This window comes from Microlunatus flavus (assembly GCF_900110855.1).
In the GTDB taxonomy this organism is placed as follows: Bacteria; Actinomycetota; Actinomycetes; order Propionibacteriales; family Propionibacteriaceae; genus Microlunatus; species Microlunatus flavus.
On record NZ_FOFA01000004.1, the window covers coordinates 344,260 to 363,366 of the forward strand.

Sequence of the window (19,107 nt, forward strand, 5' to 3'; positions counted from 1 at the left end):
CTCGGGGTGCTACGGGTCTGGGTGCGGTGGGTGCGGCCCGCGGGCGCGACGAGCCGCGTGCAGCCTAGTGCCCGTCGCCGCGCTGGAGTCCGCGCCGGACACGCGCCACGCCAGCGGGTCCGTCCGGGCCCCGCCCGGCGCCGATCCACGATCCGTCCGCGTTCTTCCCGACCGGTCATGCCCGACTCCGGGGTCGTGCGCACAGTTGGGTCACAGCCGTCTCCACGGACACGCCCAGCCGTGACCCCTGTGGCATCTGTGGACATAATGACCCCGTGGCCATGCACACCCACAGCGTCACCGGCTCCATGACGAAGCCGGCCAGTGCGCTGCACCCCATCCCCCAGTCGCGTCTCTACGGGCGCGCCGGCAGGCCGGACGCCGTCGCCGTGGGCACGATCATCTGGCTGGCCTCGGAGCTCATGTTCTTCGCGGCCCTGTTCGCCGCGTACTTCACCATCCGCAACGTGACCTTCGCCCAGGCGGCGCAGGCGAACGTCCCGGCGCTGTGGGACGTCGAGACGGCCCGGCTGAACATCCCGTTCGCCATCGCGAACACCGCGGTGCTGGTGTCGAGCTCGTTCACCTGCCAGATGGGCGTCTTCGCCGCCGAGCGCGGCCAGGTCGGCCGCACCGGGTCGGCGCTCGACTTCACCAGGTGGGGCCTGCGCGAGTGGTACTACCTGACGTTCGGCCTCGGCGCCTTCTTCATCGCCGGCCAGACCTTCGAGTACGCGACGCTCTTCCACGAGAACCTGACGCTGGCCACGAACGCGTACGGCTCGGTCTTCTTCCTGGCCACGGGCTTCCACGGCCTCCACGTGACCGGCGGGCTCATCGCCTTCCTCTTCGTCCTCGGGCGTACGTTCCTGGCCCGCACCTTCACCCACGAGCAGGCGGTCACGGCGGTCGTCGTGTCGTACTACTGGCACTTCGTCGACATCGTGTGGATCGCGCTGTTCGGCGTGATCTACCTCCTGCGCTGAACCACCCCGACGGGTGACTCGGGGGTCACACGAGAAGCTCGCATCCACCCCCGGACCCACAACTGAATCCATGACGTAGCACCGACAGAGGGGTTCGATCCAGTGGCATTCCTGGCAGCACGACGGCGGCACCCAGCAGCGCGGGTGCTGCTCCTGCTGCTCGCCCTGTTCGTCATGGGGGCTCTGTCGACCCTCCTGGCGCCCAGCCAGCAGTCGTCGGCCGACACCGGCACCAGCCAGCAGGTCACCGAGGGCAAGGCGCTCTTCACCGTGCAGTGCGCCTCCTGCCACGGCCTCAACGGCGAGGGCCAGACGACGGCCGTCATCCAGGGCCCGCCGCTGGCCGGCGTCGGCGCCGCCTCGGTCGACTTCCAGGTGGGCACCGGCCGCATGCCGATGGCCCAGGGCGGCGTCGAGCAGGCCCCGGTCCACCCGGTCCGCTTCACCCCCGAGGAGATCGCGGCCCTCGCCGCGTACGTGGCGACGCTCGGCCCCGGCCCGGCGATCCCCAACCCCGAGGAGTACGACACCGCGGGTGTCAGCCAGGAAGACATCGCCCGCGGCGGCGAGCTCTTCCGCACCAACTGCTCCGCGTGCCACAACTTCGAGGGCGCCGGCGGCGCGCTGCCGGGCGGCAAGTACGCGCCCTCGCTGCTGGACACGCAGAACGTGCACATCTACGAGGCCATGGTCACCGGCCCGCAGCAGATGCCCGTCTTCAACGACGACGTGCTGCGTCCCGAGGACAAGAAGGCGATCATCGCCTACCTGAACGACCTGCACTCGCGTCCCAACCAGGGCGGCCTGAACCTCGGCGGCCTGGGCCCGGTCAGCGAGGGCCTGTGGGGCTGGATCATCGGCCTCGGTTCGCTCATGTTCTTCGCGATCTGGATCGCGGCCAAGGGGGTCAAGGCGAAGTGACGGATCTCGAGCGCAGCTCCTCGGCCGGCGACGGCCGCAGCAGCAACGGTGCGGAGCTCGACCTGCACCCGGAGCCGCAGTACCCGGTGAACGACCCGGGCCACCCCGAGCACCTGCCGCGGCTCACCGACGTCGACGAGAAGGCCGCCGACCGGGCCACCCGTCAGGTCGCGACGATGTTCGGCATCGTCCCTGTCCTGGCGATCGGCTTCGCGGTCGTCTACTTCGCGATGCCGCGGACGATGTACATCGACTTCGGCTTCCTGCACGTCAACCTGCAGCACGTGCTGCTCGGCGTGACCGCGGGCATGTCGCTCCTCCTCATCGGCGTCGGCGCCGTGCAGTGGGCGCGCCAGCTGATGGACGACCACGAGATGGTCGACTACCGCCACAGCGCCGCCTCGGACCGCGACGACCGCGAGTACGTCATCACCGAGCTCCAGAAGGGCACCGAGGAGTCGAAGATCACCCGGCGCAAGGTGCTCGGCCGCAGCCTCGTCGGCGCACTGGCCGCCATGGGGATCCCGCTGGTCGTCAGCTTCGCCGACCTCGGCCCCTGGCCGACCAAGAAGCGTCGCGCCGCGACCATCGAGACCACGATCTGGGCCGAGGGCGTCCGGCTCGTCAACGACGTCACGTACCTCCCGATCAAGGCCTCCGACATCGAGATCGGCCAGCTGGTCAACGGCCAGCCCGAGAACCTCAAGGACCTCGAGGGCACCGCGTTCCTCCAGGCCAAAGCCAAGTCCTCGATCATCGTGGTCCGGATGGACCCCAACACGATCAGCATCCCGGCCTCGCGCCAGGACTGGCAGGTCGGCGGGATCCTGTGCTACTCGAAGATCTGCACCCACGTCGGCTGCCCGATCAGCCTGTGGGAGCAGCAGACGCACCACCTCCTGTGCCCCTGCCACCAGTCGACCTTCGACCTCGGCAACTCGGGCCTGGTGGTCTTCGGCCCGGCGGCGCGCGCGCTGCCGCAGCTGCCCATCACGGTGGACGGCGAGGGTTACCTCGTCGCCCGCAGTGGATTCACCGTCCCGGTCGGCCCGAGCTACTTCGAGCGGGACTCGCGTCACGACTTCCAGGAAGGTGACAGCTGATGGCTCGTCCTGCGGCCACAGTCTCCAACGCACCGATCGTCCAGGCCGAGACGCCGAAGAAGGAGCTCGGCCCCGTCTTCAAGCGGGCCGCTCCCCCGGCCGAGTACCTGGACGAGCGCCTCGGCATCGCCAAGCTGAGCCGCCCCTTCATCCGCAAGGTGTTCCCCGACCACTGGTCGTTCCTGCTGGGTGAGGTCGCGCTCTACTCCTTCATCGTCCTGCTGCTCACGGGCGTCTTCCTCACCATCTGGTACAAGCCCTCGATGGCCGAGGTCGAGTACGAGGGCAGCTACCAGCTGCTGCGCGGCCTCACGATGTCGCAGAGCTACGAGTCGGCCCTGCACCTGTCGTTCGACATCCGCGGCGGCCTGCTCGTCCGGCAGATCCACCACTGGGCCGCGGCGCTCTTCCTGGCCGCGATGCTCGCGCACAGCCTCCGCGTCTTCTTCACGGGCGCGTTCCGCAAGCCCCGCGAGCTCAACTGGCTCCTCGGTGTGGCGCTGATCGCGACCGGCCTGATCGAGGGCTTCGCGGGCTACTCGCTGCCCGACGACCTGCTCTCCGGGACCGGCCTGCGGTTCGTCGACGGTCTGATCCGCTCGATCCCGCTGATCGGCACCTGGGCGGAGTTCTTCGTCTTCGGCGGGGAGTTCCCCGGCGACATCATCGTGGCCCGCCTGTACATGGTCCACATCCTGCTGCTGCCGGCGATCATCCTCGGCCTGATCGCGGCCCACCTGGCGCTCGTGGTGTACCTCAAGCACACCCAGTTCCCCGGCCCGGGCCGCAACGAGACGAACGTGGTCGGCTACCCGATCTTCCCGGTCTACATGGCCAAGGCCGGCGGCTTCTTCTTCATCGTCTTCGGCGTCCTGGTCCTCATGGGCGGCCTGATGCAGATCAACCCGGTGTGGGAGTTCGGCCCGTACAATCCGGCCCAGGTCACCGCGGGCTCGCAGCCCGACTGGTACATGGGTTTCGTCGAGGGCGCGATCCGGATCATGCCCAACTGGGAGTCGCACATCGGCGGTACGACCTGGTCGTGGAACGTCGCGATCCCGGGTCTCGGCACCATGGGTCTCTTCTTCGGCCTGATGGCCCTCTACCCCTTCATCGAGGCGTGGGTCACCAAGGACAAGACCGAGCACCACATCCTCGACCGGCCGCGCAACGCCCCGACCCGGACGGCCTTCGGCATCGCGGCGATGACCTGCTACGCGATGCTCTGGATCGGCGGCGGCAACGACCTCGTGGCCACGCAGTTCCACGTGTCGCTGAACGCGGTGACCTACTTCCTGCGGGTCGCGGTGTTCGTCGCCCCGGTCCTGGCCTTCATGCTCACGAAGCGGATCTGCATCGGTCTGCAGCGCTCCGACGAGGAGCGGCTGCTGCACGGTGCCGAGTCCGGCATCATCGAGCGCGACCCGTCCGGCTCGTACGCCGAGCGGCACCGCCCGATCAGCCAGGGCGAGGCCTACACGCTGACCCAGCACCGCCAGAACGCGGCGCTGATGCCGGCCGAGTCCGACGAGGACCTGTCCGACGGTCAGCTGCGCCGGGAGAACCTGCGCCGTCGCGCCGGCCGGTTCTACTTCATCGACGACCTGCGCAAGCCGACCCGCGCCGAGCTCGAGGCCGCCGCGCACCACGGTGACGGCGACGGGCACGACGCCATCGGCGACGGGCACGACGGTCACAACGGGAACGGCCACAACGGCAACGGGAACGGCCACCACTCGATCGAGGCCGGGGCCACCACCTCGGGTGCGATCCCGAGCCAGACCCAGTAGGCACCCCCTCGTACGACGAACCGCCCCGCCTCCCTCCTGGAGGCGGGGCGTTTCCTTTTGTCCTCGCTCCGCTCGGACGCGGATCCTGCTCGAACCCTCCGCCTTCCTCTGTCGCGGTGACGACGAGAAGCGTGTCGCCACCCCTCCGTCGTCCAGGCGGAGGCGCAGGATCCGGCTCCAGCCGGTGCCCGCAGGTTCCTCGCACTTCCCGCAGCAGATGTCCTGCGGGGAGTGCCGGAGTTTCACGTGAACGTGAGAAACCTGGGGTGCGAGCCGACGGGCGGGTAGGACTGGTGGACCGCTGACGGCAAGCAGCGCGGCCCTGTGCGGTTCGTCACCCCTGGTAACGAACCGCCGGGGCCGCCCGTTGGCGGACCTGGACGAGGGCCGCGGCGAGGACGCGCGCGCCCACCACGCCCGCACCGGAACCGACGGAGACATGAGCACCGACCTGCGCGACCCTGCCAGCAAGCCCCCCGGCGACGGGCCCTCCCCCGAGGAGAAGCCCAAGCCGGCCCTGTCCATCACCCAGGTGGTCGGGGGCGCCCTCGCCGCGATGACGGCGGCCGCCCTCGGCTCCCGGCTGAGCGTCGCCGGGACCGTCGTCGGCGCCGCCCTCGCCAGCGTCGTCGCCGCCGTGGCGAGCGCGTTCTACACCTCCTCGCTGCGGCGTACGAGCAAGACCGTCAGCACGGTCTGGAAGACGCGGGTGCGCCCGGACGGGCACGGCGGCACCGAGACCGTGGTCGAGGAGGTCACCGAGGACGGGACGGTCATCTCCCCCGCCACCGCGGACGACCGCACGGGCACTGCCGACCGGACCGCTCCGCTGCCCGCGACCCCGGCCGCGGGGACCGACCCGGGCCGCCTCCGGCGCACGTTCGGCTGGAAGAAGGTCGTCCTCGCCGCGGTGCTGATGTTCGCGGTCGCGGCCGCGGCCCTGACCGGCCTCGAGCTCGCGACCGGCCGCTCGCTGTCGGGCGGCACCGGAACGACGGTCGGGCAGGTGGCCGACGGCGAGAACAAGCCGGCGCCGAAGGCGAGGTCCACGCCGACCCGGACCCGTACGCCGAGCGCGACCCCGAGCGCGAGCGCGTCGGCGAGCGCGGAGCCCACCGCCGCGCCCAGCGCCTCGGCGTCGTCGACCCCGTCGGCCCCCTCGAGCACGCCGCCGACCCCGCAGCCGAGCCCGACGAGCAGCGTGGCCCCGAGCGCGACGGCCAGCGCCGCCCCGTCCGCGACGCCGGGCACGTCGGCCGGCGCGGGCAGCGGCGTGAGCGGCGCAGGCGGCGCACGCGCGGCGGGCGGCTCAGCGACGCCCTGAGCCAGGCGGGTCCGCTAGCATCGGGCGCGGACCGCGGCCGGCGGAGCCGTCGGACGGCGAGGTGGGACCGATGCAGGGGGACGCGTGAGCGCCGAGAGGCGCAGCGTGACGCGCGACGACGTGGCCCGCCAGGCCGGCGTCAGCACCGCCGTGGTGAGCTACGTCGTCAACAACGGTCCGAAGACGGTCGCGCCGGAGACCGCCGCGAAGGTCCGGCGGGCCATCGAGCTGCTGGACTACCGCCCGAACCCCAGCGCCAAGGCCCTGCGCAAGGGCTCGACCGACATCATCGGGCTCGTCCTGTCCGACGCCGACAACCCGTTCTACAGCGAGTTCGCCTCGGCCATCGGCGCCGAGGCCTTCCGCCGCGGCCGCGCCCTGATGATCGCGTCCGCACGCCACGACCTCGCGACCGAGAACCGGCTCGTCGACGACCTGCTCGCCCGCCAGGTCGACGGGGTCATCGCGGCGAGCATCTCCCCGCACCCCGAGGAGACGTACCGGCGCTCCTTCCGCACCCCGCCGGTGGTGCTGCTCGACGCGTCGGCGCGCATCCCCGGCTTCGCCGCGGTCGGCAACGACGGCAACCACGGGGCGCGGCTGGCCGTCGACCACCTCGTGCAGGTGCACGGCCACCGGCGGGTGGGGATCGCGCTCGGCGACTGGAACGGCGTCGACCCCCGCGAGGCGGGCTGGCGCCAGGCGCTGCGCGAGGCCGGTCTCGCCGAGGGCCCGCTCGCCCGGGTGCCGTGGACCCGCGACGGCGGCTACGAGGCGGGCCGGCTGCTGCTGGACACCGACGAGCCGCCCACGGCCGTCTTCGCCTGCTCCGACCTCCTCGCGGTCGGCATCCTGCGCGCCGCGCACGAGCGGGGGGTCGACGTCCCCGGCCAGCTCGCCGTCGTCAGCTTCGACGGGACGATGGAGGCCGAGTACTCCTGGCCGCCGCTGACCGTGGTCACGCAGCCCGTCGCCGAGATGGCCGCGGCCGCCGTCTCCTTCGCCCTCGACCCGCAGCGCCCGGCGCCCTACGCCCAGTTCCGCGGGGAGCTCGTCGTCCGCCGATCCTGCGGCTGCGCCGTCCCGTGACCCGCGAGGGCGACACCTGGTCCGGGCGCCGGCTGGTGGCCGCCCTCGTCCTCGGGGGCCTGCTCGTGAACGGCCTCCAGGTCGGTGGGCTCCTCGCGCTGCGCAGCGCCCTCGACCGTCGCCAGGCGGTGAGCGACCTGCGCCTGGACGCCGCGCTCCAGACCTTCCGGCCCGCCGACCGTCCGGGCCTCGCGCAGCCGCTCGACGCGGGGACGTTCGCAGCCGACCGCAACCCGCGGACCGACCCGGCGGCGTGCGTCCCGCTCACGGCGCTGGCCGTGCCCGGCGGGGCTCCCCCGCTCGACGGCCGCTCCTGGACCGGGGTCAACGGCCGGCCGGCGCAGCCGGTCACCCTGCTCGTCGTGCGCTACGCCGACGCGGGCGAGGCGCGCAGGGAGCTGGACCGCAAGCGCTGGGCGATGCTCCGCTGCACGACGGTGGACGTGACGTTCCCGCCGTACGACGCGCCCGCCACCGCCTACAGCGTGCGGGAGCGGCACTGGCTGACGAGCGCGCTCGGCGGGACCGTGCGCTGGAGCCTGGTCAGCGGCGGCAAGCGCTTCGACTTCTACGTGCGCCGCCACGGGAACCTGCTCATGTGGACCTACGCCGACGACGTCAGCACCCCGGCTGTCCGCCAGCAGGTGGCCGACAGCCTGGTCGACCGGCTCGACGAGCTGGCGCACGGCTGAGCCGGCACCTGGGACGCGGACCGCGGCCGACCGGCACACGCCGAGGGGCGCCGTCCGACGGTGCGGACGGCGCCCCTGGCTACGAGCTGGCGCGGACGGGGCAGGGCCCCGGACGGGCTACTGGAACAGCTGGTTGATCTGGTTGTTCACCTCGGTCAGCGAGGACACGTCCGCCTTGCCGGACAGGACGTTGTCGAGCGCCGGCAGCATCAGGTTGTAGATCTCCGAGGCGTGGTCGGTGATCGGGAAGAGGAACGTCGTCTTGTCCGTCACCTGGTTGGTGAAGGGCGTGACGTCGATGCCCTTGGCCTTCCACGCCGCGATGGCCTTGTCGGTGGCCGACGGGATCGCCGGGAAGACGATCGCCGCGTCGCCGACGATGTTCTGGCAGTCCGGGGACGCCAGGTACTCGACCCACTTCGCCGCGGCCGGCTTGTTCTTCGAGCCGATCCAGATGGAGTCGGCCAGGCCGTTGTACATGCTGGAGCGCTTGCCGGACGGGCCGATCGGGGTGGGCGCGAGGCCGGTCTCGATGCCCTTGGTGTCGAAGAGCGCGTTGGTGCTCCACGAGCCGTTGGTGACCATGGCGTACTTGCCGGCGCCGAAGATCGTCGACTCGGTCTGGCCGGTCACGGCCGCGACGCTGGGCATGTAGCCCTTGTCGATCAGGCTCTTGAACCAGGTGATCGTGGTCTGGAACTGCGGCTGGTCGAAGTTGTAGTGGGTGCCCCACGGGTTCTTGTCCGTCGCCGTCCAGGCCGGCGAGGTGGAGCCGGTGTACATGCTCCACTGCGTCTGCCCGTTCGGGCCGCCCGAGTTGCCGTCGAGCCCGAGCCCGTAGACCTTGACCTTGGACTTGTCGAAGCCGGGCTCGTCACCGCGACGGCCGCTGGTGTCCATCGTCAGGTGCGCGATGACCTTCTCGTACGTGCCGCCGTCCTGCGGGTTCCAGGCGAGGTTGGCGAGGTCGGACTCCTTGATGCCGGCGTCGTCCACGTACTTCTTGTTGTAGAACAGCCCGATCGTGTCGAAGTCCTTGGGCAGGCCGTAGCGCTTGCCGTCCTGGCTCTTCCACAGGTCGGCCAGGCCCGGCTGGTACTGGTTGACGTTGATCCCGTCCTTGGCCAGGGTCGGGTCGAGGTCGACCAGCTGGTCCTGGTTGGCGAACTCGCCGAACTTGGACAGGTGGTCGGTGAAGACGTCGGGGGCGTCGCCGGCGACGAAGCCGTTCGTCAGCTTGTTCCAGTAGTCGTCCCACGCGAACTGGCTGATCTTGACGGTCACGTTCGGGTTGGCGGTGTGGAAGGCGTCGGCGCACTTCTGGTACGCCGGCAGCTGGTTGGAGTCCCAGAGCCAGTAGTTGACCTCGCCGGTCGCGGTGCTCGTGTCGATCGCGTCGCCGTCCGAGCCGCCGCCACCACCGCTCGAGTCGGAGCCGCCCCCGCCGCACGCGGTGAGGGTGAGGCTCATCGTCGCGAGGCCGATGACGACGGCCCCCAGCTTCTTGCGCATTCCAGCCATCGTTGGCAGGTCCTTTCGGTGTGACGGTCTTGTGGAGGTGGTGTCCTCGTCGGTCGACGGGGACCTTGCGGGTGGTGCTGCGACGCGGCGGTTCAGCCGTTCACTTGACGCCGGAGAAGCCGATCGAGTTGACGACGCGCTTGGCGAAGAGCAGGAAGACGATCAGCAGCGGCAGCGCGGCGATGAGGACCGCCGCCATCAGCCCCGCCCAGTCGGGCCCGGTGTTCGGCGTCTGCTGCTTGAAGACGCCGAGCGCGACGGTGAGCACCCGGCTGTCGTCGTTCGTGCCGACCAGGAGCGGCCACAGGTACTCGTTCCACATGTTGATGAGGGTGAGGATGGCCAGGGTCGTGATCGGCGCCGCGCTCATCGGCAGCACGATGCCGAAGAACAGCCGCAGGTGGCCGGCACCGTCGAGCTTGGCGGCCTCCTCGATCTCGCGGCTGATGCCCAGGAAGAACTGCCGCAGGAAGAAGATCGCGAAGGGCGTCATGAAGAAGTACGGCGCGATGAGCCCGGGGAAGGTCCCGAGCAGGCCGAGGTTCTTGATGAGGATGAAGTTCGGCAGCGCCGTGAAGATCTGCGGGACCATCAGCGCGGTCAGGAAGACGAAGAAGACGAGGTCGCGGCCGGGCCAGCGCAGGCGGGCGAAGGCGTACGCGGCGAGCGCGCTGAAGAAGACCTGCCCCGCCGTCGCCACCACGGCGAAGATCACCGAGTTGCGCAGGTAGAGCAGGAAGTTGACCGACGCCCCCGACCCGCCCTGGGCCTGGGCCTCCGCCGTCGTGGCCAGGCCCAGCACGCGCTTGTACGCGCCGAGGGTGGCGTCGACCGGACCGAGGTCGCCGGGGTGGAGGAACAGCGAGGTCGACGTCGACAGCGACGTCCGCAGCATCCAGTAGAACGGGAACAGCGTGACGAGCATGATGACGACCAGGCAGGCCCAGGCGACGACCCGCCCGGGGTTGATCGGCTTGCGCCCGCGGGTGCCCTCGGCGGTCTGGGCGGCGAGGCTCGTCTGCGTCGGCGAGGCCGGCGTGGCGATGGTGGCCATGTCTCCTCCTCTCAGGACAGGTCGGACTCGCCGGCGCGGAGCAGGCGTAGCTGGACGACGGCGATGATCGCCAGGATGATGAACAAGATCATCGAGACGGCGCTCGCGTAGCCGAACTGGCCCTCCTGGAAGCCCTTCTGGATGATGTAGTACTGGATCACCCGCGTCGCGCTGCCGGGTCCGCCGCGGGTCGTGACGCTCACGGTGTCGAAGATCTGGAACGACCCCGTCACCGTGATCACGAGCACCAGCGCGAGGATCGGGCGCAGCAGCGGCAGCGTGATGCGCCAGAAGGAGCGCCACTCGGTGCTGCCGTCGACCGCCGCGGCCTCGTACACGTAGTCGGGGATGGTCTGCAGGCCGGCGAAGACGAGCAGCGCGGTGTATCCCATGTGGCGCCACACGTTGACCGCCGCGATGGTCGGGATGGCGGTCGCGTCGCCGCCGAAGAACGTCACGCGGTCCAGGCCGAGCCCGGCGAGCATCTCGTTGATGATGCCGACCTGGAAGTCGAGCATCAGGAACCACAGCAGCGCGGCGATGACGTTGGAGATCAGGAACGGCAGCAGGATCACGGCCCGCACGGCGGTCGACTTCGTCAGCCGCTGCATCAGCACGCCGATGGCCACCGCGAGGATGGTCTGGAAGACGATGTTGAGGACGACGTACTCGACGGTCACCTTCATCGCGTTCCAGAACAGCGGGTCGGCGAAGAGCTTGGTGTAGTTGCCGAACCCGATGAAGTGCGGCTTGCCGAGCACGTTGTAGCGGGTCAGGCTGAAGTAGATGCCGCGGAACGTCGGGTAGAGGTAGAAGACGACGAAGCCGAAGAGCGCCGGCAGGATGAACAGCAGCGCCACCCCCAGGTCGGAGCGGCGGGGCCGCCGGCCGGCACCCTGCGTGGCGCCGGCGCCGGAGGCGTTCGTCCCGGTCGCGACGTCGGCCGTCGCCGCGCTCATGGACGCGCTCCCCGCAGCGGGGCCTGCCCCGCGGAGCGGAGCTCCCTCGTGCACGACGTCATCGTCATTCCCTCCCGAGCGAAGAGCTGTCCAGCGGCCTGCTCGAGGTGAGCGCACCACTGCGTTGCGTCGGAAGTTACAGCAGTAGATGCACGACGGCAAGACCCTCCGCACAAGCGATTCTGAACCGCGACCTGAGAGCTTGAATCGTCACAAGTTCCCCAGAAGTGGTGCTCGTCACCAGAATTCGCCGATCTCGGGCGGCTTCAGGGCCCGATCGGCCTGCTCCTGAGAACTGGCACCGTTGACGGACGACGCGCACGCCCTCCCCCTTCCCGAGGTCGCTCTACCGCAGTAGATTGACCGCCCGACGGTAGGGACGAGCCAAGGAGGTGCCTCGTGAACGCTCCACCGGACACCGCCGAGGCGGTCCGGGCCGCCACCCGCGCCGACGTCGCCCGGCAGGCCGGCGTCAGCACCGCGGTCGTCAGCTACGTGGTCAACGAGGGTCCCCGCCGCGTCGCGCCCGAGACCGCCGCCCGGGTCCGGGCCGCCATCGAGGCGCTCGACTACTCCCCCAACCTGGCCGCCCGGGCCCTGCGCAAGGGCACCAGCGAGATGCTCGGCCTCGTCGTCCCCGACGTCACCAACCCCTTCTTCGCCGAGCTCGCGCAGGCCGTGCAGCGCGCCGCGGCCCAGCGCGGGTTCCTGGTGACCCTGAGCAGCTCGGGCTCCCGGGTCGACCTCGAGCGCGAGCTCGTCGCCGACCTGACCACGCGGAACGTCGACGGCCTGCTGGTCTCGACGGTGCTGACGCCGGAGACGCTGCACCTGCTGCCGCGCCCGCGGCGCCCGACCGTGCTGATCAACGTCTCCGCCCCGTTCGCCGGCTACGCCGCGGTCGGCTCCGACGCCCGCCAGGGCGCGTACGACCTCGTCGACCACCTGCTCGGCGTGCACGGCCACACCAGCGTCGCGCTCGTCATCGGCGAGTCGGCCGAACGCCTGCCCGAGCCGCGCGAGCGGGGCTTCGCCGAGGCGTTCGCGGCTTACGGGCTGCCGCCCGGACCGGTGGTGCGCACGGAGTTCAGCAGGATCGGCGGGTACGAGGCCATCCGGCAGGTGCTCGGCTGGCGCCACCGCCCCACCGCGGTCCTGCTCTCCTCCGACCAGCAGGCGTCCGGTGCCTACCGTGCGGTCCGCGAGGCCGGCCTGGAGTGCCCCGCCGACGTCGCGCTCGTCGCCTACGACGGCACGTCGGAGTCCGAGTTCTGCTGGCCGCCCATGACGGTGTCGCGCCAGCAGGTCGACCGCATGGCCCAGACCGCCCTCGAGGCCGTGCTCGACCCCCGCAACACCCCCGCCCACCAGCAGCTGCCCACCGAGCTCGTCGTCCGACGCTCCTGCGGCTGCGCCTGAACCCTGCCACCCCCCTTGAACAGGAGCCCCACCGTGCCCTCCACCGACGGACCGACCTGCATCGCCCTGGGCGCGGCCGGCGTCAGCCTCGTGCTCGACCTCAGCGACGGGCGGCTGCCGACCGTCGTGCACTGGGGTGCCGAGCTGGGAGCGCTCGACGCCGGCGAGGCGGCCGCCCTCGTCGAGGCCGTCGCGCCGGTTCCGACGAACAGCGCCCCCGACCACCCGCTGGCCGTGGCCCTGCTGCCCGAGCACTGGACCGGGTGGACGGGCCGACCCGGGCTGAGCGGCTCGCGCGGCGGGGCGGCCTGGTCGCCGCGCTTCACCGTCGGGCGCGTCAGCGTGGACGGCGCGGACGTGCCCCTCGGGCCGGGCCTGACGGACGCCGGCGCCGCGACGGTCGAGGTGCACGCGTCCGACCCCGACGCCGCGCTCGACCTGGTGCTGACCGTCCAGCTGACGCCCGAGGGCCTGGTGCGGCTGCGCGCCCGCGTGACCAACGCCGCGGCCGAGGACTACACGCTGCAGGACCTGGTGCTCGCGCTCCCGGTCCCCGCCCGTGCGCGGGAGGTGCTCGACCTCGCCGGCCGCTGGGGCAAGGAGCGGACGCCGCAGCGCTCGCCGCTGCAGGTGGGCACCCACCTGCGCGAGGGGCGCCGCGGGCGCACCGGCCCGGACGCCGCGACGGTCCTGCACGTCGGGACCCCGGGCTTCGACTTCGGCCACGGCGAGGTCTGGGGCGTCCACACCGCGTGGAGCGGCAACCACACGCACTACGCCGAGCGGCTCGCCAGCGGTGAGCAGGTGATGGGCGGCGGCGAGCTGCTGCTCCCCGGCGAGGTCGTGCTGGCCGCGGACGAGTCGTACGAGTCGCCCTGGGTGTACGCGTCGTACGGGGCCGGCCTCGACGAGGTCGCCCGGCGCTTCCACCGCTTCCTGCGGGCCCGCCCGAACCACCCTGGCCCGGACCGGCCGGTGACCATCAACGTGTGGGAGGCGGTCTACTTCGACCACGCCAACCACGACAAGCTGCTCGAGCTGGCGCGCCTCGCCGCCTCGGTCGGCGTGGAGCGCTACGTGCTCGACGACGGGTGGTTCGGGGCGCGTCGCGACGACTCCGCGGGCCTCGGCGACTGGACCGTCTCCCCCGACGTGTGGCCCGAGGGGCTGCACCCGCTGGTCGACGCGGTCACCGGGCTGGGCATGCAGTTCGGGCTGTGGTTCGAGCCGGAGATGGTCAACGAGGACTCCGACGTCGCCCGAGCCCACCCCGAGTGGATCATGGCCACCGGCGGGCGGCTGCCGGTCGAGGCCCGGCGCCAGCAGGTCATCAACCTGGGCATCCCCGAGGCCTACGCCCACGTCCGGGACCAGATCTTCGCGATCCTCGCCGAGTACGACATCGCCTACATCAAGTGGGACCACAACCGTGACCTCGTCGACGCCGGCACGCAGCCCGGCGGCCGGCCGGGCGTGCACGAGCAGACGCTGGCCTTCTACTCACTCGTCGACGAGATCAAGGCGGCCCACCCCGGCCTCGAGATCGAGTCGTGCTCCTCCGGCGGCTCCCGGGTGGACCTCGGTGTGCTCGAGCGGACCGAGCGCGTGTGGGTGTCGGACTGCATCGACCCGCTCGACCGGCAGCAGATGAACCGCTGGACGACGCAGCTGATCCCGCCGGAGATGATGGGCTCGCACATCGCCTCGGGGCAGTCGCACACCACCGGGCGCCACCACGACCTGCGCTTCCGCGCGGCCACCGCGGTCTGGGGCCACCTCGGCGTCGAGTGGGACCTCACCCGGGCCACCGAGGCCGAGCTGGCCGAGCTCGCCGACTGGATCGCCTTCTACAAGCAGCAGCGCGGGCTGCTGCTGCGCGGCGACGTCGTCCGGATCGACTTCCCCGACGACGCGCTGATGGCGGGCGGGGTCGTGGCGCCGGACCGGCGCAGCGCGCTCTACTCCTTCGCCTCGATGACGCGCAGCGAGGTCGCGGTCCTCGGCACCGTTCCGCTGCCCGGGCTCGACCCGGACCTGCGCTACACCGTCACCCCGGTGCTGCTCGACCACGCGCCGGGCGGCGCGGTCCCCCCGCCGTGGTGGCACGTGCAGGCCACCGGCACCCACGACCACGCCCTGGCCGAGGTGCTCGGGCGGCACCGGCTCGTCGTCGCCGAGCGCGGTCCCCTCGTCCTGAGCGGCGCCGCCCTCGGGCGCACCGGCCTCTCGGTCGCGCCGACGAACCCCGAGCAGGCCGCGATCTACCTCGTCGAGGCCGTCGGCTGACCCGCGGGCGGGCCGGGCTCGCCCCGGCCCGCCGAGCCGGCGAACAGCCGCACCAGCGTCTGCTCGAGCTGCTCCCGCGCGGCCGGGTCGAGCCCGGCCACCAGCGAGTCGTCGACGACCCGCAGGGCGGCCTCGGCCTCGGCCAGCACCGCCGCGCCGCGCTCGGTGACCTGCAGGTCGGCGCGCCGGCCCTGGCTCGTCGCCGCGCCGCGGTCGACGAGCCCGCGCCGCTCGAGGTGGGCCACCGTCGTCTGCATGCTCTGCGTGGTGACCGAGGCCCGGCGCGCGAGCTCGCTGTAGGAGAGCCCCGCCTGGCGTCGGAGGTGCCCGAGCGCCGACAGGTGGTGGTAGGCGAGGCCCAGCTCGGCCAGCCGGGCCTCGACGCCCTCCCGGGCGCGCCGCCCCAGGCCGATCAGCAGCACCGACACGCTCGGCGCCGGCGGGACCGCGCGCGGCGCCTTCCCGGTCGCCGCCTCCCCGCTCGTCGCCTGCTCGCTCGTAGCCTCCTGGGTCACAGACCTACTCTGCCGCTTGGCCCACCTGCAGTCTGACTGTAGGTTGCGGTCATGGAGATCCTGAGGTTCGCCGGCCCCGTCCTCGTGGGCCTGGTCTTCGTGGCGGTGATGTCGCTCGTCCGGGACGACGGCAGGCGGTGACGGGTCGACGCCGTGGTGGTCGCCGGGGCCAGCGGGACCTACCTGGCGACCGGCACCTTCGGGCCGGTCGAGCTGCTGCTCGCCGCGCTGGTCCTCGTCGCCGCGTACCGGGGGCTCGGGTCCTGGCGCTGGATCGGCGTCGCCTGGCTGCTGCACACCGGGCTCGACCTCGTCCACCACCTCCAGGGCGTCGAGCTCCTGCCCTGGGCCCGCGGCTCCGCGCTCGGGTGCGCGATCTGCGACCCGGTGATCGCGCTGTGGTGCTTCACGGGCGGCCGGCCGCTCGACCGGCTCCTCGCCGGCCGGCGGCCGGTGCGTCCGGCGTCCGCCGGCGGCGCGTCGTGAGGGCCGCGCTGCTGGCCGCCCACGTGCTGGCGGCGATCGTCCTCGTCGGCCCCGTGACCGTCACGGCCAGCGTCTTCCCCCGCTACGTCCGGGCCGCCGCGGCCAGCGGACCCAGCGCGACCGCGGCGCTCGCCTCGGCCTCGGCGATGCACCGGGTGTCGCGGACGTACGCCGTGGCGGCGCTGGCCGTCCCCGTGCTCGGCGTGGCAACCGCCGGTGCCCTCGGGGTGCTCACGCAGGGATGGGTGCTCGTCGCCATGGCGCTCACCGCGGTGGCCGGGCTGGTCCTCGCGCTGGCCGTCGTGCCTCAGCAGCGCCGCGTGCTGCTCGACGTCGCCGGGCCGGCCGGCGCGGCCGACGTGCCCCGGCGCCTGGCCCGGCTCGCCGCCGTCACCGGGGTCTTCAACCTGGTCTGGGCGGTCGTCGTGGTGCTCATGATCCTGCGGCCCGGCTCGACGACGGGGGTCTGAGGTGGACGCCGGAGGGCTGCCGGACGACGGGCTGGACGCCCGGGCCGCCTCGCCCCGACGACGGCTGCGGGTGCTGCTGGCCGTCGCCCTCGGCGAGACCGTCACGCTGGCGCTGCTGCTGGCCAACCTGGCGACCCTCGACGACCGCGCGCTGGCCGCGGCGCTGGGCCCGGTTCACGGCGGGCTCTACCTGGCCGGGGTCCTGCTGACCTGGACCGCGCGGTTCCGGCTGCTGACGAAGGTCGTCGCCGTCGTCCCCGTCCTCGGCGCGTGGCTGGCGGTGCGGCAGGGCCGCCACCTCCCCGACCGGCACCCGGTGCAGGGGTGAGTCGGCGAGGCTGCCGCCGAGCCAGCGGGCGAGCGTCCCGGCGCCGTCGACCAGCGCGTACGTCGTGACCTCGGTCGTCACCCACGGGTCCGGGCGGACGACCCCGAGCCAGGTGACCGTGTCCAGCACGCGGTGCGCGCCGAGGAGGCCGGGAGCCGTGCGCAGGCGGTCGGGGTCGAGGCGCTGGTCCTCGACCAGCACGTCGCACCCCGCCCGGCAAAGGCGGGTCCGGGACCGCAGACACCCGCCCGTCTGGCCGGTGCGGCCCAGGACGACCGTGTCGCGCAGGACGGCCGCGGCGTCCTCGGCCACGTCCAGCTGCAGGGTGCGCGTGACGTCGGCACCGTCACCGACGACGAAGGGTTCACCGGCGTAGGTGAGCGTCGCCCCCTCGGCGACCGCGAGCCGCACGTGCCAGGCGCTCGACGCCCCGCGCCCGTGGTAGGCGACGGTCCCGGCGACGTCGAAGAGGTCGAGCCGGGCGCCCGCGCCGACCCGGACGTCGAGCTCGACCACGTCGCCGCCGAGCAGCAGCGCGGTGGTCGCCAGCAGCCCGACCCGGCAGCGGTCCGGTCCCGACGCCACGGCCTGAGGTCGCAGCAGGCCCTGGCGGAGACGGACGACGTGGCGCCCGCCGACGCGGTGGACCGCGATGGTGGTGCTCACTGCTCAGTGCGCGTGGGCGTGCTCGTGGGTGTGCGTCTCCCCGGTCTCCACGTGGCTGTGGGTCTCCCCCGTCTCGGCGTGGAAGTGTCCTTCGTCGCCTTCGGCGTGGAAGTGCGGCGCCATGGGCCCCGGGTCCTGCGCCACGTGCTCGCCGCTGCGGAAGTGGTCGAGGGTGTGGAGGACCCACGCCTTCACCCGCGCGACGGACTCCGGGTCGAGCCTGCTGAGCGGCAGCACCGTACGACCCTCGCGGGCGGACTCGGCGTCGGCGACCATCTGCTCGACGTCCACGCCGACGTACGGCGCGAGGTCGGTCTTGTTGACCACGAGCGCGTCCGCGCGGCCGATGCCGGGGCCGCCCTTGCGGGCCACGTCGCCGCCGCCGGCCACGTCGAGCACGAAGAACTGCGCGTCGACCAGGGCCGGGGAGAACGTCGCGGTGAGGTTGTCGCCGCCCGACTCGACGAGCACGACGTCGACCGGCGCGAAGTCGCGCTCGAGGTCCTCCACGGCGAGCAGGTTCTGGGTGACGTCGTCGCGGATCGCGGTGTGCGGGCACGCACCGGTCTCCACGGCGCGGATCCGCTCGGGATCGAGCACGCCGGCCGAGCGCAGGAACCGCGCGTCCTCGTCGGTGTAGATGTCGTTGGTCACGACGGCCAGGCTCAGCTCGGTGCCGAGCTCGCGGCAGAGCAGCGCGATCAGCGAGCTCTTGCCGGTGCCCACGGGACCGGCCACGCCGATCCGCAGGGCCCGGGTGGTGGTGGGGGTGGTGCTGCTGTCAGGCACGGAACAACCGCCTCTCGCTCGTCTGGTGGTGCTGTCCCCACTCCTCGACGAGGGGGGCGCTGTGGGCCGGGACGTCCGCCGGCTCCGCGGTCTCGGCCACACGCGCGACCAGGGCCTCGACCCCGACGGCCGCGTCGGCGGCCCAGCGCACGCCGAGGCTCGGGTCGAAGGGCTCCAGCTTGAGCGCGGCGGCGACCACGGTCTGCACGTCCTCGTACGCCACGAGGCGCGCGGTCTGCTCGGCGTCCAGACCGGCCTCGGCGGCCACGACGCCCACCACGACCGCGCGGCACCACGGCCCCGGCGCGCTGGTGAGGGGCTCGAGGTCCCACACCGCCCCGGCGGTCCGCAGATAGCTGCGCCCGAGCAGGTCGGACGCCTCCCGCAGCGCGTCGGACAGCGTCCGCACCCGCCAGGCCCGGTCGACCTCGCGCAGCGCGTCGACGACGGGACCGGACCGCGGCCCTTGAGCACCCGTGGTCCGCCGTGCCCACACCCGACCCGCCACGACCGCTGCCGCGGCCTCGACCTCGGTGACGGTGGCCAGGCGCACGCGCAGGTAGGCGGGCACCTCCTCGACGCGCATGCCGTGGCGCAGCGCCGGCTCGACGCCCGCGGACTGCGTGTGCGCACCCGTCGGGAGCCGGCCGTCGGCCAGCAGCAGGGAGAGGTACTCGGCGGTCATGGCCAGCGGTTCCAGTCGTCCGGG

Annotated in this window: 18 protein-coding genes; 11 read left to right on the top strand and 7 right to left on the bottom strand. The window is 72.4% G+C overall.

Annotation, left to right across the window (positions count from 1 at the left end):
• Nucleotides 1-281 precede the first annotated feature (281 nt).
• From ctaE to BMY04_RS22770, 7 genes are all read left to right on the top strand, one after another.
• Entirely contained in the window at nucleotides 282-986 is a 705-nt protein-coding gene (gene ctaE, locus BMY04_RS12335) for an aa3-type cytochrome oxidase subunit III (RefSeq protein WP_456299048.1), read from the top strand.
• Between the two features lie 102 nt (nucleotides 987-1,088).
• Complete coding sequence (gene qcrC, locus BMY04_RS12340) at nucleotides 1,089-1,907, top strand: cytochrome bc1 complex diheme cytochrome c subunit (RefSeq protein ID WP_091180523.1); 819 nt, start codon at nucleotides 1,089-1,091, stop codon at nucleotides 1,905-1,907.
• Nucleotides 1,908-1,969: 62 nt separating this feature from the next.
• Nucleotides 1,970-3,010 (top strand): cytochrome bc1 complex Rieske iron-sulfur subunit, encoded by a 1,041-nt coding sequence (gene qcrA / locus BMY04_RS12345; protein ID WP_091180811.1) that lies wholly within the window; start codon nucleotides 1,970-1,972, stop codon nucleotides 3,008-3,010.
• Nucleotides 3,010-4,800, top strand: coding sequence for a cytochrome bc1 complex cytochrome b subunit (qcrB, locus tag BMY04_RS12350; protein ID WP_091180527.1), 1,791 nt, complete (start codon nucleotides 3,010-3,012; stop codon nucleotides 4,798-4,800). The genes qcrA and qcrB overlap by 1 nt, the downstream gene beginning before the upstream one ends.
• Before the next feature lie 439 nt (nucleotides 4,801-5,239).
• On the top strand, nucleotides 5,240-6,124 hold the full coding sequence (locus tag BMY04_RS12355; protein WP_139209839.1) for a hypothetical protein: 885 nt from the start codon (nucleotides 5,240-5,242) through the stop codon (nucleotides 6,122-6,124).
• Between the two features lie 84 nt (nucleotides 6,125-6,208).
• The gene (locus BMY04_RS12360; RefSeq protein WP_091180534.1) at nucleotides 6,209-7,213 is read left to right on the top strand and encodes a LacI family DNA-binding transcriptional regulator; all 1,005 of its coding nucleotides are present in this window, start codon (nucleotides 6,209-6,211) and stop codon (nucleotides 7,211-7,213) included.
• Nucleotides 7,210-7,905 carry a hypothetical protein gene (locus BMY04_RS22770; protein ID WP_170854102.1) on the top strand — a complete coding sequence of 232 codons (696 nt, stop codon included), beginning with the start codon at nucleotides 7,210-7,212 and terminating at the stop codon, nucleotides 7,903-7,905. The genes BMY04_RS12360 and BMY04_RS22770 overlap by 4 nt, the downstream gene beginning before the upstream one ends.
• Nucleotides 7,906-8,022: 117 nt before the next feature.
• On the opposite strand, the gene BMY04_RS12370 is transcribed toward BMY04_RS22770, so the two are convergent.
• From BMY04_RS12370 to BMY04_RS12380, 3 genes are all read right to left on the bottom strand, one after another.
• Nucleotides 8,023-9,426, bottom strand: coding sequence for an ABC transporter substrate-binding protein (locus BMY04_RS12370; RefSeq protein WP_198410110.1), 1,404 nt, complete (start codon nucleotides 9,424-9,426; stop codon nucleotides 8,023-8,025).
• Nucleotides 9,427-9,526: 100 nt separating this feature from the next.
• On the bottom strand, nucleotides 9,527-10,480 hold the full coding sequence (locus tag BMY04_RS12375) for a carbohydrate ABC transporter permease (protein ID WP_091180543.1): 954 nt from the start codon (nucleotides 10,478-10,480) through the stop codon (nucleotides 9,527-9,529).
• 11 nt (nucleotides 10,481-10,491) lie between these two features.
• The gene (locus BMY04_RS12380) at nucleotides 10,492-11,439 is read right to left on the bottom strand and encodes a carbohydrate ABC transporter permease (protein WP_091180548.1); all 948 of its coding nucleotides are present in this window, start codon (nucleotides 11,437-11,439) and stop codon (nucleotides 10,492-10,494) included.
• A gap of 399 nt (nucleotides 11,440-11,838) precedes the next feature.
• Between BMY04_RS12380 and BMY04_RS12385 the strand changes: the two genes are divergently transcribed.
• Nucleotides 11,839-12,858 carry a LacI family DNA-binding transcriptional regulator gene (locus BMY04_RS12385; protein WP_091180551.1) on the top strand — a complete coding sequence of 340 codons (1,020 nt, stop codon included), beginning with the start codon at nucleotides 11,839-11,841 and terminating at the stop codon, nucleotides 12,856-12,858.
• A gap of 33 nt (nucleotides 12,859-12,891) precedes the next feature.
• Entirely contained in the window at nucleotides 12,892-15,144 is a 2,253-nt protein-coding gene (locus BMY04_RS12390; RefSeq protein ID WP_091180553.1) for an alpha-galactosidase, read from the top strand.
• Here the strand turns inward: BMY04_RS12390 and BMY04_RS12395 are convergent.
• Complete coding sequence (locus BMY04_RS12395; RefSeq protein ID WP_091180558.1) at nucleotides 15,120-15,659, bottom strand: MarR family winged helix-turn-helix transcriptional regulator; 540 nt, start codon at nucleotides 15,657-15,659, stop codon at nucleotides 15,120-15,122. The two genes, BMY04_RS12390 and BMY04_RS12395, sit on opposite strands and share 25 nt — an antisense overlap.
• 153 nt (nucleotides 15,660-15,812) lie before the next feature.
• Between BMY04_RS12395 and BMY04_RS12400 the strand changes: the two genes are divergently transcribed.
• Together BMY04_RS12400 and BMY04_RS12405 are read left to right on the top strand one after the other, a co-directional pair.
• Nucleotides 15,813-16,145: a DUF6010 family protein gene (locus BMY04_RS12400; protein ID WP_198410111.1), complete on the top strand. Its 333-nt coding sequence runs from the start codon at nucleotides 15,813-15,815 to the stop codon at nucleotides 16,143-16,145.
• On the top strand, nucleotides 16,142-16,615 hold the full coding sequence (locus BMY04_RS12405) for a hypothetical protein (RefSeq protein ID WP_091180560.1): 474 nt from the start codon (nucleotides 16,142-16,144) through the stop codon (nucleotides 16,613-16,615). The genes BMY04_RS12400 and BMY04_RS12405 overlap by 4 nt, the downstream gene beginning before the upstream one ends.
• Here the strand turns inward: BMY04_RS12405 and BMY04_RS12410 are convergent.
• The 3 genes from BMY04_RS12410 to BMY04_RS12420 are packed head-to-tail and all read right to left on the bottom strand — an operon-like array spanning nucleotide 16,578 to nucleotide 19,083.
• Entirely contained in the window at nucleotides 16,578-17,609 is a 1,032-nt protein-coding gene (locus tag BMY04_RS12410) for an urease accessory protein UreD (protein ID WP_091180563.1), read from the bottom strand. The two genes, BMY04_RS12405 and BMY04_RS12410, sit on opposite strands and share 38 nt — an antisense overlap.
• Before the next feature lie 3 nt (nucleotides 17,610-17,612).
• Nucleotides 17,613-18,398: an urease accessory protein UreG gene (gene ureG, locus BMY04_RS12415; RefSeq protein WP_091180567.1), complete on the bottom strand. Its 786-nt coding sequence runs from the start codon at nucleotides 18,396-18,398 to the stop codon at nucleotides 17,613-17,615.
• Nucleotides 18,391-19,083, bottom strand: coding sequence for an urease accessory protein UreF (locus tag BMY04_RS12420; RefSeq protein WP_091180570.1), 693 nt, complete (start codon nucleotides 19,081-19,083; stop codon nucleotides 18,391-18,393). Before BMY04_RS12420 ends, ureG begins: the two co-directional genes overlap by 8 nt.
• Nucleotides 19,084-19,107 lie beyond the last annotated feature (24 nt).

What these genes read in the sequence shown, in the direction of transcription:
- ctaE (WP_456299048.1), top strand. Translation starts at nt 282, where the DNA reads ATGCACACCCACAGCGTCACCGGCTCCATGACGAAGCCGGCCAGTGCG.
- qcrB (WP_091180527.1), top strand. Translation starts at nt 3,010, where the DNA reads ATGGCTCGTCCTGCGGCCACAGTCTCCAACGCACCGATCGTCCAGGCC.
- BMY04_RS12355 (WP_139209839.1), top strand. Translation starts at nt 5,240, where the DNA reads ATGAGCACCGACCTGCGCGACCCTGCCAGCAAGCCCCCCGGCGACGGG.
- BMY04_RS12370 (WP_198410110.1), bottom strand. Translation starts at nt 9,426, where the DNA reads ATGGCTGGAATGCGCAAGAAGCTGGGGGCCGTCGTCATCGGCCTCGCG.
- BMY04_RS12375 (WP_091180543.1), bottom strand. Translation starts at nt 10,480, where the DNA reads ATGGCCACCATCGCCACGCCGGCCTCGCCGACGCAGACGAGCCTCGCC.
- BMY04_RS12380 (WP_091180548.1), bottom strand. Translation starts at nt 11,439, where the DNA reads ATGAGCGCGGCGACGGCCGACGTCGCGACCGGGACGAACGCCTCCGGC.
- BMY04_RS12420 (WP_091180570.1), bottom strand. Translation starts at nt 19,083, where the DNA reads ATGACCGCCGAGTACCTCTCCCTGCTGCTGGCCGACGGCCGGCTCCCG.